Raw genomic sequence first — 13,201 nt, forward strand, 5'->3', positions numbered from 1 at the left:
AGCCTCCAGCGCCAGTTCCTGCGCCTCATGAGCAAGGAGCTCGCGCACGAGGAGGCGATGCTGATGCTCCTCGGCAAGGCCAGCGCGGAGGAGCGCCTCGCCACCTTCCTGCTGAGCCTGGCCCAGCGCTTCAAGGCGCGGGGCTTCTCGGAGACGGAGTTCAACCTCAGCATGTCCCGGCACGACATCGGGAACTACCTGGGGCTGGCGGTGGAGACCGTGAGCCGGATGTTCTCCAAGCTCCAGGAGGACGAGGTGCTCAGCGTGCACCGCAAGAACATCCGGATCCACGAGCCGGCGCGCCTGCGCTCCATGCTGCGTTTGGACGAGAACCGCAGCGTCGCGCGCTGCGGCTGACCGTCGGCCCGCGTCGGGGAGCCAGGGACGCGCAGGGCGCGGCCCCGGCATCCGCGCCCCCGTGGCGGCGCCTTGACGTAGATCAAAATTAGCCCCCCTTTTTGAAATCAGAATGGGCCGTCCTGTCGGGCCGATCCGGCCCGCGGTCGTGCCTGTCTTCGCCTTCTGGCGGGGCGGGCTCGGCGTCGTCCGGGACCAAACTCTCAAGGGGGATTCATATGTCTGCCGTCGCCACGACCTATAACGACAAGGTGGTGCGTCAGTTCGCCATCATGACGGTGGTCTGGGGCATTGTCGGGATGCTGGTCGGCGTGATCATCGCCGCCCAGATGATCTGGCCCCAGCTCGGAGAAGGCATTTCCTGGCTGAGCTTCGGGCGCCTGCGCCCGCTGCACACCAACGCGGTCATCTTCGCCTTCGGCGGCTCGGTGCTGTTCGCCGCTTCCTACTACGTGGTGCAGCGCACCTGCCAGGTCCGGCTGTTCGGGGGCCCGCTGGTGCCGTTCACCTTCTGGGGCTGGCAGACGGTCATCCTGCTGGCCGCCATCACCCTCCCGCTCGGGCTCACCTCCAGCAAGGAGTACGCGGAGCTGGAGTGGCCCGTCGACGTCCTGATCACCCTGGTCTGGGTGGCCTACGCGATCGTCTTCTTCGGGACGATCATCCTGCGCAAGCAGAAGCACATCTACGTCGCGAACTGGTTTTTCGGGGCCTACATCATCACCATCGCGGTCCTGCACCTCGGCAACAGCGCCGAGCTCCCGGTGAGCCTCTGGAAGTCCTACTCGGCGTACCCGGGCACCATCGACGCCATGGTGGAGTGGTGGTACGGCCACAACGCGGTCGGTTTCTTCCTCACCGCCGCGTTCCTCGGGATGATGTACTACTTCATTCCCAAGCAGGCAGGGCGGCCGGTGTACTCCTACCGCCTGTCGGTCGTGCACTTCTGGGCCCTGGTGTCCATCTACATGTGGGCCGGCCCGCACCACCTGATGTACACGGCCCTTCCGAACTGGGCGCAGTCCCTCGGCATGGTGTTCTCGCTGATCCTGCTGGCCCCCTCCTGGGGTGGCATGATCAACGGCATCATGACCCTCTCGGGGGCCTGGTACAAACTGCGCACCGACCCGATCCTGCGCTTCCTGATCGTCTCCCTGTCCTTCTACGGCATGTCGACCTTCGAAGGCCCGATGATGTCGGTGAAGACCGTCAACGCCCTCTCGCACTACACCGACTGGACGATCGGCCACGTGCACTCGGGCGCCCTCGGCTGGGTCAGCCTCGTCACCATCGGCACGTTGTACGCCCTGCTGCCGAAGCTCTTCGGCAAGACCGAGATGTACAGCGTGAAGCTCATCAACACCCACTTCTGGCTCGGCACCATCGGCATCGTGCTCTACGTGGTCTCTCTCTGGGTCGCCGGAATCATGCAGGGCCTGATGTGGCGGGCCATCAACGACGACGGCACGCTCACCTACAGCTTCATCGAGAGCCTGGAGGCCATGTATCCGTTCTGGACCGTCCGCCTGATCGGTGGCGGGCTGTTCATGCTCGGCATGTTCCTGATGGCCTACAACGTCTGGAAGACGGTGGCCGGGGCGCGACCGGTACAGGTCCCGGTCCCGCAGGCGGCGTGACGGAGGAGTCGATCCATGAGCCACGAAACGATTGAGAAGAATGTTGGCTTGATGATGATCCTGATCCTGCTGGTGATCAGCGTCGCCGGCCTGGTTCAGATCGTTCCCTTGTATTTCATCAAACAGACGACCGAGGCCGTCGCCGGGCTGAAGCCGTACACGCCGTTGCAGCTCGAGGGCCGCGACGTCTACATCCGCGAAGGCTGCAACAACTGCCACTCGCAGATGATCCGGCCGTTCCGGGCGGAGACCGAGCGCTACGGGCCCTACTCGGTGGCGGGTGAGTTCGTCTACGACTACCCGTTCCTGTGGGGGTCGCGGCGGACCGGGCCGGAGCTCGCGCGCGTCGGGAACCGCTACGGTGACGAGTGGCACCGCGTGCACTTCAACAATCCCCGGGACGTGGTCCCCGAGTCCAACATGACGGCCTACCCCTGGTTCACGGAGAACAAGCTCGACGGAGCGGGTACCCCGGACAAGCTGAAGGGCTTGAAGCTCCTCGGGGTGCCGTACACGGACGAGGACATCAAGGGGGCGACGGACGCCGTAAAGGGCAAGACCGAAATGGAGGCCCTGATCGCGTACCTGCAGGTGCTTGGCACCTACGTGAAGAAATAGGGCAACCAACATGAACTGGTGGGGCAACCTGTGGGGCGTGTACACACTGATCCTCCTGGCTGTGTTTCTCGGGATCGTGTGGTGGGCCTGGAGCGCAAAGCGCGCCAGGGCATTCCGGGAGGCCGCAGAGCTCCCGCTCACCGAGGACAGGCCGCATAACGAGCAGACCCCCGCCCAGTCGAAGGAGGCGCGTCATGAGTGACGGTTGGAGCTGGTACATCGCAATCATTTCGGTCTTGAACATCCTGGCGATGGCATGGCTGATCTGGTGGAGCGGCAAGGGCAGCAGTCAGCACTACGCCCAGGGTGCGGAGATGAGCCACACCTGGGACGGGGACCTGCGGGAGATGAACAACCCGCTGCCGCGCTGGTGGCTGTGGCTGTTCTACTCCACCATCGTCTTCGCCCTGCTGTATCTGGCCCTCTACCCCGGCCTCGGGAAGGCGCCGGGCCTGCTGAACTGGACCCAGGAGCAGGAGTACGCGGACGAGGTCAAGGCGGCCGACGCGGAGTACGGCCCCATCTTCAAGAAGTACGCCGAGATGGACCTGAAGGCCGTGGCCAGGGACCCGCAGGCCATGAAGATGGGACAGCGCATCTACGCGAGCTACTGCGCCCTCTGCCACGGTGCGGACGCCCGCGGGGCGCGGGGCTTCCCGAACCTGGCCGACCAGGAATGGCTGTGGGGCGGTGACCCGAAGGCCATCAAGGTGAGCGTGGCCGAGGGCCGCATGGGCGTCATGCCCGGCTTCTCCGGTGCCCTGGGCGAGCAGGGGCTCGACGAGATCACCGACTACCTCCTGAAGCTGGCGGGCCGTGAGCACGATGCCAAGCGCGCGGCGGCCGGCGAGGGGCGGTACGCGCTCTGCGCGGGCTGCCACATGCCGGACGGCAAGGGCAACCAGGCCCTTGGTGCGCCGAACCTGACCGACAACATCTGGGTCTACGGCGCCTCGCGCAACTCCATCAAGGAGTCGATCGCCGCCGGCCGGCAGGGCCTCATGCCCGCGCACAACGAGTTCCTGGGCGATGCCAAGAGCCACCTCGTTTCGGCCTACGTCTGGAGCCTGTCGAACCCCGCGAAATAGCCGCGGGCGAAGTCACACGAAATAACGAGACATCGCAGTAAGATGCGCGGGGCGCCGTCCACCGGCGCCCCGCCCCAAGGGGGTGTGACGTGGATAAGGTCATTGAGCTGCTGCTCGGCAGCTGGATCGGGGTTCTCTCGCTCTTCACGATTCTGTTCATGGTCGGGATGGCGATCTTCCTGGTCATCTTCATGCGCAAGCACATGAAGGAGCCGGGTCAGAAGTGACGTCGTGGCGACGTCCCGCTTCCGGCGTGCTCGCTCGCGCGCCGGAAGCACCGGGTGTGTGAAAGAGGGGAAACCCAGTGTCTGAGCAGCCTGCATCGAAGCCGCGCAAGGCGGGTGCGTCCGCGACACCGACGGACGAGGCCCCGAAGTCCCTGTACGCGAAGCGCCAGCAGATCTACCCGCGCGAGGTCCACGGCGTGTTCGCCCGGCTGCGCATCGCCGCGCTGGTGGTGCTGCTCGGCATCTTCTACGTCCTGCCGTGGCTGCAGTGGGGCTCGCGTCAGGCGGTTCTCTTCGACCTCCCGGCGCGCAAGTTCTACCTCTTCGGCGTGGTGATGTGGCCCCAGGATTTCTTCTACCTGGCGCTGCTGATGATCATCGCGGCCTACGCGCTCTTCTTCTTCACCGCCCTCGCCGGGCGCCTGTGGTGCGGGTACGCCTGCCCGCAGACGGTGTGGACCGAGCTCTTCATGTGGGTCGAGCGCAAAGTCGTCGGCGACCGCGCCAAGCAGATGAAGCTCGACAAGATGCCCTGGGGCCGGGAAAAGCTCCTGAAGAAGGGCACGACCCACCTGCTGTGGATCCTGATCGCCGCATTCACCGGTTTCACCTTCGTCGGCTATTTCAGCCCCATCCGCGAACTCGCCGGGCGCGTCCTCGGATTCGATCTGGGGGCCTGGGAAGCCTTCTGGATGATCTTCGTCTCCTTCGCGATCTACGCCTTCGCGGGTTGGATGCGCGAGCAGGTCTGCATCTACATGTGCCCCTACGCGCGATTCCAGAGCGCGATGTTCGACCGGGACACGTTGATCATCTCCTACATGCCGGCCCGCGGTGAGCCGCGCGGTCCCCGCCCCAAGAAGACGACGGACCACCGCGCGGCGGGGTTCGGCGACTGCATCGACTGCACCGTGTGCGTGCAGGTCTGCCCCACGGGCATCGACATCCGCGACGGGCTCCAGTACCAGTGCATCGGCTGCGCGGCCTGCGTGGACGCCTGCGACGAGGTGATGGAGAGGATGGGCTACCCCAAGGGGCTCATCCGCTACACCACGGAGAACGCGATGGAAGGGCGGCCGGCGCACGTGCTGCGCCCGCGCGTGCTCCTCTACGCCGCGGTGCTGGTCGCGCTCGTGGCCGGGCTGGTCTACGCGGTGAGCAGCCGCGTGCCCCTCGAGCTCGACGTCATCCGTGACCGCGCGAGCCTGTACCGGGAGACGAACGAAGGGCTGATCGAGAACGTCTACACGCTCAAGGTCGTGAACATGGACGAGCGGGACCACACCTACCGGATCTCGGCGAGCGGGCTGCCCGGCCTCGAGCTCGTGACGGACCTTCAGGAGATCCGGGTGCCCGCCGGCCAGGTCCACAGCCTGCCGGTCCAGCTGCGGGCCGACCCGGGGAGCTTGAAGGCCGTCACCAGCGAGGTGCGGTTCGACCTCGTGTCCGTCGACGACCCCACGCTCTCCGCCTCGTCGGAGAGCCGGTTCACCGGGCCGCGGGGGAGGTGAGCGTGGCCGACGCCGGACAGGGCCGGGGCCGGGGCCGGGGTCTCGCGTCGAGCGCGCCGGACCCGACGCCCTGGTACCGGCAGTTCTGGCCCTGGGTGCTGATCCTGCTGCCCCTCACCTCGGTCCTGGGGGGCGTCACGGCGCTCCTCATCTCGATGGACGACCCCGACGGCCTGGTGGTGGACGACTACTACCAGGCCGGCCTGGCCATCAACCGCACCCTCGAGCGCCAGGAACTGGCCCGCCAGTCGGGCATCCTGGCGCGGGGGCAGCTGGACCCCGGTACCGGGGACGTGGTGCTGGGCGTCGAAGGGCTGAGTCAAGCGCCGGGGGCGCTGACCCTGCGGCTCGCGTACGCCACGCGCGCGACGCACGACCAGCAGGTCGAGATGCACGCGCTGCCGGGGGGCGGCCGTTTCGCCGGTCAGCTGGGAAACCGGCTGCGGCCGGGAGCCTGGACCGTCACGCTCGAGCCGGCGGGCGGGGCCTGGCGGGTCTCCGGGCGTGTCGTGGTCGACAAGAAGGCCGAGCGGCTCGAGCTCTTGCTCGCACCCTGACGCGCCGCCGCCCGGGCTTGGGCTCACGCGTGGACTTCGGCTTGGGTTCGGGGCCGGGGCTGCGGCCCCGGGGCCGCGGATAGTCAGTCTCCCGCGGGGACGGGCGTGGACAGCTGGCGCAGGCGCCCGGAGTCCCCGGGCGCGAAGTAGTCGATCATCTCCCGGCCCGGCTCGCTCAGGGTGACCGCGACCCCCCGCTCCGGGTAGAGCCAGCGCACCTGCCCCTCGCCCGCCGGAATCCGCTCCACCGGCTCGCCGAAGCGCGCGCGCAGGGTGGCCTCGTCCAGGTTTGCGCGGGGCACGAAGGTGAGCGAGGCCACCGGGAGGCGGGCCACGGTGTCGGCGTCGCGCGGGTCCAGCTCGTAGCGCAGGCTCCCGCTCTGCAGCCTCCGCGGCCCGGCGCCGCGCGCGCGCAATCCCTCGAGGACCGCGGGCTCGGGCGCCAGCGTCACCACGAGACGCCCCGAGAGTCCGCCCGAGCTCGCCTCGGCGAAGTACGCCTCGAGGGAGAGAGGCTGGCCGGGCGACTCGAACATCGCCACGTCCACGCCCTTCCCGAAGCGTGCGATGGCGTCCCCGAGGGTGCTCCGTCCCAGCGTGAGGCCGAGCGCCCGGCTCGCGCCGTCCGGCGCAAGGGTGACCTCCCAGGGGCGTTCACCCGGGGGCGGCGGTGGGGACGGTTCGCGCCCCCCGAAGAGCCACGCGGCGCCCGCAAGCCCCGCCACCGAGGCCAACACCACCCATCGATTCACGCGTCTTCTCTCCGCGGGACGCGCAGCCAGAAGGTGACCGGCCCGTCGTTCACCAGCTCCACCTGCATGTCGGCCCCGAATACCCCGGCGGCCACGGGGGAGTGCAGCGACCCGGCCCGCCGGAACAAGTAAGTGAACACTCGCTCCCCCTCTTCCGGTGCGGCGGCGGGGGTGAAGCTCGGCCGCATCCCCTTGCCGGTGTCGGCGGCAAGGGTGAACTGGGGGACGAGGAGCAGGCCCCCCCGGACGTCCCGGAGGCTGAGGTTCATCCGGCCGGACGGGTCCGGGAAGACCCGGTAGCCGAGCAGCCGCTCCAGGAGCCGGTCGGCCTCGGGCTCGGCATCCCCCCGCTCCACGCCCACGAGCACCAGCAGGCCCTTCGCGATGCGGGCGACCTCCTGCCCCGAGACCGTGACCCGGGCCTGGCTCACGCGCTGCAGGAGGCCGATCAAGAAGGTCCTACGCCGCGCCCCGCCGCTCTGCCTTGCGGCGCTCGTGCTCCTTCAGGAGCTTCTTGCGCAGGCGCACCGCGTGGGGGGTCACCTCCACCAGTTCGTCGTCGTCGATGAACTCGAGCGCCTGCTCGAGCGAGAGGCGCAGGGCCGGCGTGAGCAGGATGTTCTCGTCGGAGCCGGCCGCCCGGATATTGGTCAGCTGTTTCCCCTTCAGCGGGTTGACGACCAGGTCGTTTCCGCGCGAGTGAATGCCCACCAACATCCCCTCGTAGACCTCGTCCCCGGGCCCCACGAAGAGCCGCCCTCGCTCCTGGAGGTTGAAGAGCGCGTAGGCGAGCGCCTTGCCCGTGCCGTTGGCGACCAGCACACCGCTCGCGCGCCGGCCGTACTCCGCGCCCTTGACCGGGCCGTACTCCAGGAAGACGTTGTACATGAGCCCGGTGCCGGAGGTCGCGGTCAGGAACTCGGTGCGAAAGCCGATGAGCCCGCGGGAGGGCGCGACGAAATCGAGCCGGACCCGGCCGCGGCCGTCGGGCATCATGTCCTGCAGGACCGCGCCGCGCGCGCCGAGGCGCTCCATCACCGTCCCCTGGTGCTGTTCCTCCACGTCCGCGGTGACCTGCTCGTAGGGCTCCTGGCGCTCGCCGTCCACCTCGCGGTAGATCACCTCGGGCCGGGAGACGGCGAGCTCGTAGCCCTCGCGCCGCATGTTCTCGATCAGGATGGAGAGGTGCAGCTCGCCCCGCCCCGAGACGCGGAACCGGTCGGGGTCGTCGGTGTCCTCGACCCGCAGCGCCACGTTGTGCATCAGCTCCCGGCTCAGGCGCTCGCGCAGGTGCCGGGAGGTGAGGTACTTGCCCTCGCGCCCCGCGAACGGCGAGTCGTTCACCTGGAAGGTCATGCTGACCGTGGGCTCGTCCACCGTGAGGGGCGGCAGTGCCTCCACGTGGTCCGGGTCGCAGAGGGTGTCCGAGATGTGGACGCTGTCCAGGCCGGTGAAGGCGATGATGTCGCCGGCGTGGGCGTCGGGCACCTCCGTCCGCTCGAGGCCAAGGAAGCCCAGGATCTGCAGGATGCGTCCGCGGCGCACCGCGCCGTCCCGGGAGACCACCGCGACCGGGGTGTTGCGCTGGATACGCCCGCGCTGGATGCGCCCGATGCCGATGACGCCCACGTAGCTCGAGTAGTCGAGCGAGCTCACCTGCAGCTGGAACGGCCCATCGAGGTTCACCGGCGGCATCGGCACCTGGTCGACGATGGTCTCGAAGAGCGGGCGCAGGTCGCCCTCGCGGGCGTCGGGGTCGACGCTCGCATAGCCCTTCAGGGCCGAGCAGTACAGAACCGGGAAGTCGAGCTGCGCCTCGCTTGCGCCCAGGCGGTCGAAGAGGTCGAAGGTCTGGTCCAGCACCCAGGCGGGACGTGCGCCCGGCCGGTCGACCTTGTTGATGACCACGATCGGCCGGAACCCGCGGGCCAGCGCCTTCTGGGTCACGAAGCGGGTCTGGGGCATGGGCCCGTCCACCGCGTCCACCAGGAGCAGCACGGAGTCCACCATGGACAGCACCCGCTCCACCTCGCCGCCGAAGTCGGCGTGGCCCGGCGTGTCCACGATGTTGATGCGGTAGGGACCCCACGACACCGCCGTGTTCTTGGCCAGGATCGTGATGCCGCGCTCCCGCTCCAGGTCGTTGGAGTCCATGACCCGCTCGGGCAGGTCGCCCCGCAGGTGGAGCGTGCCCGACTGCTTCAGCAGCTGGTCGACCAGCGTTGTCTTGCCGTGGTCGACGTGCGCGATGATCGCGATATTGCGGAAGTTCTCGATCACGGGGCCCCCGCGCCGGGGCGTGTCGTGGCGGTCTCGCGCCGGCGGACCCGCAGCAGGGTGGCGTCCACCCCGGTCACCTCCACGGCCGTCCCGGCGGGGCAGTCCTCACCCTCCACCCGCCAGACGGTGTCGTCCACCTGCAGGCGCCCCCGCCCGTTCACGATGGGCTCCTGGAGCGTGAACACGCGGCCCACGTACTGCTCGGCGCGCCGGTTGAGCAGCGGCTGCTCGCTCACGATGGGGTAGCGCGCCAGGTAGCGCCGCGAGACCAGGATGGTCACGATGGACAGCACGGCGAAGGCGAGCACCTGCGTGTCGAAGGCGACCGCCGGGAGGACCCACACCAGCAGGCCCACGATGCCCGCCGAGATCCCCATCCAGAGGAAGAACGTCCCGGGGACGAAGGGCTCGATGGTGACGAAGACCAGCCCGAGGACGAGCCAGTGCCAGAACTCCGGGTGAACTTCAGGCAGCACCGCCCTTGCCTCCCTCGCGCCGGGCGAACGTCTCCTTCGCCAGCTCCGCGATTCCGCCGAGCGAGCCGATGAGCGCGGTCGCCTCCACCGGGAACAGGATCACCCGCTGATTCTGGGCGGTCGCCAGCTCCCGCACCGCCTCGGTGTACTTCTGGGCGACGAAGTAGTTCAACGCCTGCACGTTGCCCCGGGCGATGGCGTCGGAGACCAGCTCGGTCGCCTTGGCCTCGGCCTCGGCCAGCCGCTCCCGGGCCTCCGCGTCGCGGACCGCGGCCTCGCGGCGGCCGTCCGCCGCCAGGATGGTCGCCTGCTTCTCGCCCTCGGCGCGCAGGATCGCGGCCTGCCGCGCGCCCTCGGCCTCCAGCACCGACGCGCGCTTTTCGCGCTCGGCCTTCATCTGCCGGGCCATGGCGTCCACCAGGTCGCGCGGGGGCGCGATGTCCTTGATCTCGATCCGGGTGACCTTGACGCCCCAGGGCGTGGTGGCGTCGTCCACGATGGAGAGGAGCCGGTGATTGATCTCGTCGCGCTTGGACAGCAGCTCGTCCAGGTCCATGGAGCCCATGACCGTGCGGATGTTGGTCATGGTCAGGTTGACCATCGCGTTGCGCAGCTGGCTCACTTCGTAGGCCGCGCGCGCCGCGTCGATCACCTGGAAGAAGACCACGCCGTCCACCTTGACCATGGCGTTGTCCCGGGTGATGACCTCCTGGGACGGGATCTCCAGGACCGACTCCATCATGTTCATCTTCGCCCCGATGCGGTCGACGAACGGGACGATCAGGTTCAGCCCCGGGGTGAGCGTGCGGGTGTAGCGCCCGAACCGCTCCACGGTGAACTCCGTCCCCTGGGGCACGGATTTCACGCCCATGAACACCACCACGATGGCGAACGCGAGCACCGCCAGCACGAACAGGGCGAAACCTTCCATACGCGGGAGACCTCTGATGTCCGACGCCCCGTCGAGGGGCACACGAGCACGGCGCGGTCGGCGCCGCGCGTCGTTCAGTATAGCGCTTGTTACACTCACCCCGTGACCGACACCCCCCCACAGCCCTCCACGCCGGCGCGCCCGGTGCCGCCGAAGTCGATCCTCCGCATGGCCGGGCGGGCCATCGGCGATTTCGACATGATCCGGGAGGGGGACCGGATCCTGGTGGGGGTCTCGGGGGGGAAGGACTCCCTCTCCCTGCTGCACCTGCTGCTGCACCTCGCCACCTACGCTCCGGTGCGCTTCGAAGTGGGGGCCCTCACCGTGGACCCCCAGGCCGAGGGCTTCGACCCCCGGCCCCTGGTGCCGTACATGACCGCCCTCGGGGTTCCCTACGTCCTGGAGTCCCAGGACATCCTCGGGCAGGCGCGCCAGCACCTGCGCCACCCGTCCTATTGCTCCTTCTGTGCCCGGATGAAGCGGGGGGTGATGTACCGGGTGGCGCGGGAGCGGGGCTACAACGTCCTGGCGCTCGGGCAGCACCTGGACGACCTGGCGGAGAGCTTCCTGATGTCCGCCTTCCACGAGGGGCGGCTGCAGACGATGAAGGCGCACTACGTGATCGACGCCGGGGACCTGCGGCTCATCCGCCCCCTGGTCTACGTCCGGGAGCGCCAGCTCCGCGCGTTCGCGGAGGCCGCCGGGCTCCCCGTGGTGCCGGACAGCTGCCCGGCCTGTTTCCGTGCCCCGAGCGAGCGCGAGCACGCCAAGGAGCTCCTGGCGCGCGAGGAGGCGCTCAATCCCCGGCTGTTCGCGAACCTGCTGGCCGCGATGCGGCCCCTGCTCAGCCCGCCCCGCTGACGAGGGCCTCGCGGATCTGGAAGTAGGCGAGCAGGAACTCGAACAGCATCCGCCAGCTGATCTCGAGGATCACGAAGGTCGCGAGCGCGGCGCCGGCGACGCGCGCCCAGCCCTTCCACCCGAGCCCGCTCGTCTCGCTCCAGGTGTCCGGTGCCCGGGTCCGCAGCTCCTCCAGCAACCGGGTCCTGGACTGGCGCGCGACCAGCCAGGCGAGCACCGGCACGGAGACCGCGCCCACGTAGTAGGTGATGTAGATGACCCCGGGGGCGATGAAGGTGCGGAAGGCGAAGAAGTCGCCGACGGCCCCCAGAAGGCTCTGCAGCAGGGAATGATGGTCCATGGTCCCCGTCCCGTTGCCCGTGGCCCCTCCCGGCGCTCGAGCCGCCTCGAGGGGAGTCGGATGCCAAGACTACCGGATCGGGCGCCGGCAGTTTCGCCCGACGTTGTACGGCAGCTTCCGCCTGCCGTCCACCGTCGCGTGCCGCGGGTGGCAACTCCACGGCGCGCACGGTATCGTCCGGGGGAGTCCGGGAGGCCGTTCCCGGGGTCGGCGGGGCAGGCGCTGGGCCTGACCGCGCCCGGCCTCGCGGGCCGGTGCCCGGGGCCGAGGAGGGTCGATGAGCGACGTGGTCGCTACCACCCGGACCATCCTGGTCGTGGGCGGCGGCATCAGCGGCACGACGGCGGCGCTGGAGGCGGCGGAGGCCGGCGCGGACGTGCTGCTGCTGGAGAAGGACGCCTCGCTCGGTGGGCGGGTGAGCCAGCTCTCCCGCCACTACCCCACGCTCGGCCCCCCGGCCTGCGGCCTGGAGATCGACCTGCGGCGCCTGGGGGCGAGCCGCCGCCTGCGCGTGCTCACGCTGGCGGAGGTGGTGCGCATCGACGGCCAGCCCGGTGACTACACGGCGACCGTGCGTCTGCGGCCTCGCTACGTCAACGAGCGCTGCACCGCCTGCGGGGACTGCGCCCGGGCGGTGGAGGCCGAGTTCCCCGACGAGCACGACTGCGGCCTCGGCACGCGCAGGGGCGCCTATCTGCCTTTCCCCATGGCCTACCCCCAACGCTACGTCCTCGACCCGCGCATCCTCGGCACCCCCGACGCCGAACGGGCGAAGGCCGCCTGCAAGGTGGGCGCCGTCGACCTGGAGATGGGGGAGCGGGAGGCCCGGGTGAAGGCCGGGGCGGTGATCTGGGCCACCGGCTGGAGGCCCTACGACGCGGCGAAGATCGAGCCCTACGGCTACGGCCGGGTTCCCGACGTCGTCTCGAGCCTCGAGTTCGAGCGCCTGGCCGACCCCCTGGGGCCCACCGGCGGCCGTTTGCTGCGCCCCTCGGACGGGCGCGAGGCGCACCGCGTCGCCTTCGTGCTCTGCGCGGGGTCGTGCGACAAGAACCACCTGCGCCACTGCTCCCGCGTGTGCTGCGCCGCCGCCCTCAAACAGGCGGCCTGCGTCACCGGGCGCCTGGGCGATGAGGCGGACGTGACCCTCTACTACGTGGACATTCGCGTCACGGACTTCCTCGAGGACTTCTATCGGAAGGTGCGCTCGGACCCGCGGGTGAAGTTCGTCCGCTCGAAGGTGGCCCAGATGACCCGGGACGTCGCCAGCGCCAGCCCCGTGCTCCACGGTGTGGCGACCGACGGCGGTCAGCGCTACGCCCACGCGCACGACCTGGTGGTGCTGGCCGTCGGCATGGAGCCGGGCGTGCCGGAGGACGCCCTGCCCTCGCGCCTCGTGACCCACGCCGGGGGCTTCGTCGCGCCCGACCCCGCGAACGGCGCCATCTTCGCGGCCGGGTGCGCCGCGGAGCCCCTCGACGTGGGCCGTTCCATACAGCACGCGACGGCCGCCGCGCTCCGGGCCCTCCAGGTGGTCCGCCGCGTGGGCGGGGCGGAGGGCTGAGC

At 69.5% G+C, this 13,201-nt stretch carries 16 protein-coding genes; 10 read left to right on the forward strand and 6 right to left on the reverse strand.

Annotated features, from left to right (window positions below):
• The 8 genes from KA217_10220 to KA217_10255 all read left to right on the forward strand — a co-directional run.
• Positions 1–357 (forward strand): helix-turn-helix domain-containing protein (locus tag KA217_10220; GenBank protein MBP7712816.1); only part of this gene is annotated, 357 nt, incomplete at its 5' end.
• A gap of 218 nt (positions 358–575) precedes the next feature.
• A complete protein-coding gene (gene ccoN, locus KA217_10225) occupies positions 576–1,994 on the forward strand; it encodes a cytochrome-c oxidase, cbb3-type subunit I (protein MBP7712817.1) in 1,419 nt (472 codons plus the stop codon).
• A 15-nt stretch (positions 1,995–2,009) separates the two neighbouring features.
• The gene (gene ccoO, locus KA217_10230) at positions 2,010–2,612 is read left to right on the forward strand and encodes a cytochrome-c oxidase, cbb3-type subunit II (protein MBP7712818.1); all 603 of its coding nucleotides are present in this window, start codon (positions 2,010–2,012) and stop codon (positions 2,610–2,612) included.
• Positions 2,613–2,622: 10 nt separating this feature from the next.
• Entirely contained in the window at positions 2,623–2,814 is a 192-nt protein-coding gene (locus KA217_10235) for a CcoQ/FixQ family Cbb3-type cytochrome c oxidase assembly chaperone (GenBank protein MBP7712819.1), read from the forward strand.
• Positions 2,807–3,700 (forward strand): cytochrome-c oxidase, cbb3-type subunit III, encoded by an 894-nt coding sequence (gene ccoP / locus KA217_10240; protein ID MBP7712820.1) that lies wholly within the window; start codon positions 2,807–2,809, stop codon positions 3,698–3,700. The genes KA217_10235 and ccoP overlap by 8 nt, the downstream gene beginning before the upstream one ends.
• 89 nt (positions 3,701–3,789) lie before the next feature.
• Complete coding sequence (locus KA217_10245; protein ID MBP7712821.1) at positions 3,790–3,927, forward strand: DUF3149 domain-containing protein; 138 nt, start codon at positions 3,790–3,792, stop codon at positions 3,925–3,927.
• 152 nt (positions 3,928–4,079) lie between these two features.
• Positions 4,080–5,438, forward strand: coding sequence for a cytochrome c oxidase accessory protein CcoG (gene ccoG, locus KA217_10250; protein ID MBP7712822.1), 1,359 nt, complete (start codon positions 4,080–4,082; stop codon positions 5,436–5,438).
• A gap of 2 nt (positions 5,439–5,440) precedes the next feature.
• The gene (locus tag KA217_10255; GenBank protein MBP7712823.1) at positions 5,441–5,995 is read left to right on the forward strand and encodes a FixH family protein; all 555 of its coding nucleotides are present in this window, start codon (positions 5,441–5,443) and stop codon (positions 5,993–5,995) included.
• Between the two features lie 83 nt (positions 5,996–6,078).
• Here KA217_10255 and KA217_10260 read toward each other — a convergent pair whose 3' ends face one another.
• The 5 genes from KA217_10260 to KA217_10280 all read right to left on the reverse strand — a co-directional run bounded on the left by KA217_10260 (position 6,079) and on the right by KA217_10280 (position 10,434).
• Positions 6,079–6,747, reverse strand: a complete 669-nt coding sequence (locus KA217_10260; GenBank protein MBP7712824.1) for a hypothetical protein — start codon at positions 6,745–6,747, stop codon at positions 6,079–6,081.
• Entirely contained in the window at positions 6,744–7,199 is a 456-nt protein-coding gene (gene dtd / locus KA217_10265) for a D-tyrosyl-tRNA(Tyr) deacylase (GenBank protein MBP7712825.1), read from the reverse strand. Before dtd ends, KA217_10260 begins: the two co-directional genes overlap by 4 nt.
• Positions 7,200–7,206: 7 nt before the next feature.
• Positions 7,207–9,027: a translational GTPase TypA gene (typA, locus tag KA217_10270; protein MBP7712826.1), complete on the reverse strand. Its 1,821-nt coding sequence runs from the start codon at positions 9,025–9,027 to the stop codon at positions 7,207–7,209.
• The gene (locus KA217_10275) at positions 9,024–9,404 is read right to left on the reverse strand and encodes an NfeD family protein (GenBank protein ID MBP7712827.1); all 381 of its coding nucleotides are present in this window, start codon (positions 9,402–9,404) and stop codon (positions 9,024–9,026) included. The genes typA and KA217_10275 overlap by 4 nt, the downstream gene beginning before the upstream one ends.
• 88 nt (positions 9,405–9,492) lie before the next feature.
• Entirely contained in the window at positions 9,493–10,434 is a 942-nt protein-coding gene (locus KA217_10280; GenBank protein MBP7712828.1) for an SPFH/Band 7/PHB domain protein, read from the reverse strand.
• A gap of 168 nt (positions 10,435–10,602) precedes the next feature.
• Here KA217_10280 and KA217_10285 point away from each other — a divergent pair, with 168 nt between their 5' ends.
• Positions 10,603–11,295, forward strand: a complete 693-nt coding sequence (locus KA217_10285; protein ID MBP7712829.1) for a tRNA 2-thiocytidine biosynthesis protein TtcA — start codon at positions 10,603–10,605, stop codon at positions 11,293–11,295.
• Here KA217_10285 and KA217_10290 read toward each other — a convergent pair.
• Positions 11,279–11,635: a DUF4282 domain-containing protein gene (locus KA217_10290; GenBank protein ID MBP7712830.1), complete on the reverse strand. Its 357-nt coding sequence runs from the start codon at positions 11,633–11,635 to the stop codon at positions 11,279–11,281. The genes KA217_10285 and KA217_10290 overlap by 17 nt on opposite strands.
• 277 nt (positions 11,636–11,912) lie before the next feature.
• On the opposite strand from KA217_10290, the gene KA217_10295 reads away from it, so the two are divergent.
• Positions 11,913–13,199 (forward strand): CoB--CoM heterodisulfide reductase iron-sulfur subunit A family protein, encoded by a 1,287-nt coding sequence (locus tag KA217_10295; protein ID MBP7712831.1) that lies wholly within the window; start codon positions 11,913–11,915, stop codon positions 13,197–13,199.
• Positions 13,200–13,201 lie beyond the last annotated feature (2 nt).

It is taken from the genome of Gammaproteobacteria bacterium (assembly GCA_017999615.1).
In the GTDB taxonomy this organism is placed as follows: domain Bacteria; phylum Pseudomonadota; class Gammaproteobacteria; order JAABTG01; family JAABTG01; genus JAGNLM01.

What these genes read in the sequence shown, in the direction of transcription:
- KA217_10290 (MBP7712830.1), bottom strand. Translation starts at nt 11,635, where the DNA reads ATGGACCATCATTCCCTGCTGCAGAGCCTTCTGGGGGCCGTCGGCGAC.
- ccoN (MBP7712817.1), top strand. Translation starts at nt 576, where the DNA reads ATGTCTGCCGTCGCCACGACCTATAACGACAAGGTGGTGCGTCAGTTC.
- KA217_10295 (MBP7712831.1), top strand. Translation starts at nt 11,913, where the DNA reads ATGAGCGACGTGGTCGCTACCACCCGGACCATCCTGGTCGTGGGCGGC.
- KA217_10235 (MBP7712819.1), top strand. Translation starts at nt 2,623, where the DNA reads ATGAACTGGTGGGGCAACCTGTGGGGCGTGTACACACTGATCCTCCTG.
- KA217_10285 (MBP7712829.1), top strand. Translation starts at nt 10,603, where the DNA reads ATGGCCGGGCGGGCCATCGGCGATTTCGACATGATCCGGGAGGGGGAC.
- ccoP (MBP7712820.1), top strand. Translation starts at nt 2,807, where the DNA reads ATGAGTGACGGTTGGAGCTGGTACATCGCAATCATTTCGGTCTTGAAC.
- KA217_10280 (MBP7712828.1), bottom strand. Translation starts at nt 10,434, where the DNA reads ATGGAAGGTTTCGCCCTGTTCGTGCTGGCGGTGCTCGCGTTCGCCATC.
- KA217_10275 (MBP7712827.1), bottom strand. Translation starts at nt 9,404, where the DNA reads ATGGGGATCTCGGCGGGCATCGTGGGCCTGCTGGTGTGGGTCCTCCCG.
- ccoO (MBP7712818.1), top strand. Translation starts at nt 2,010, where the DNA reads ATGAGCCACGAAACGATTGAGAAGAATGTTGGCTTGATGATGATCCTG.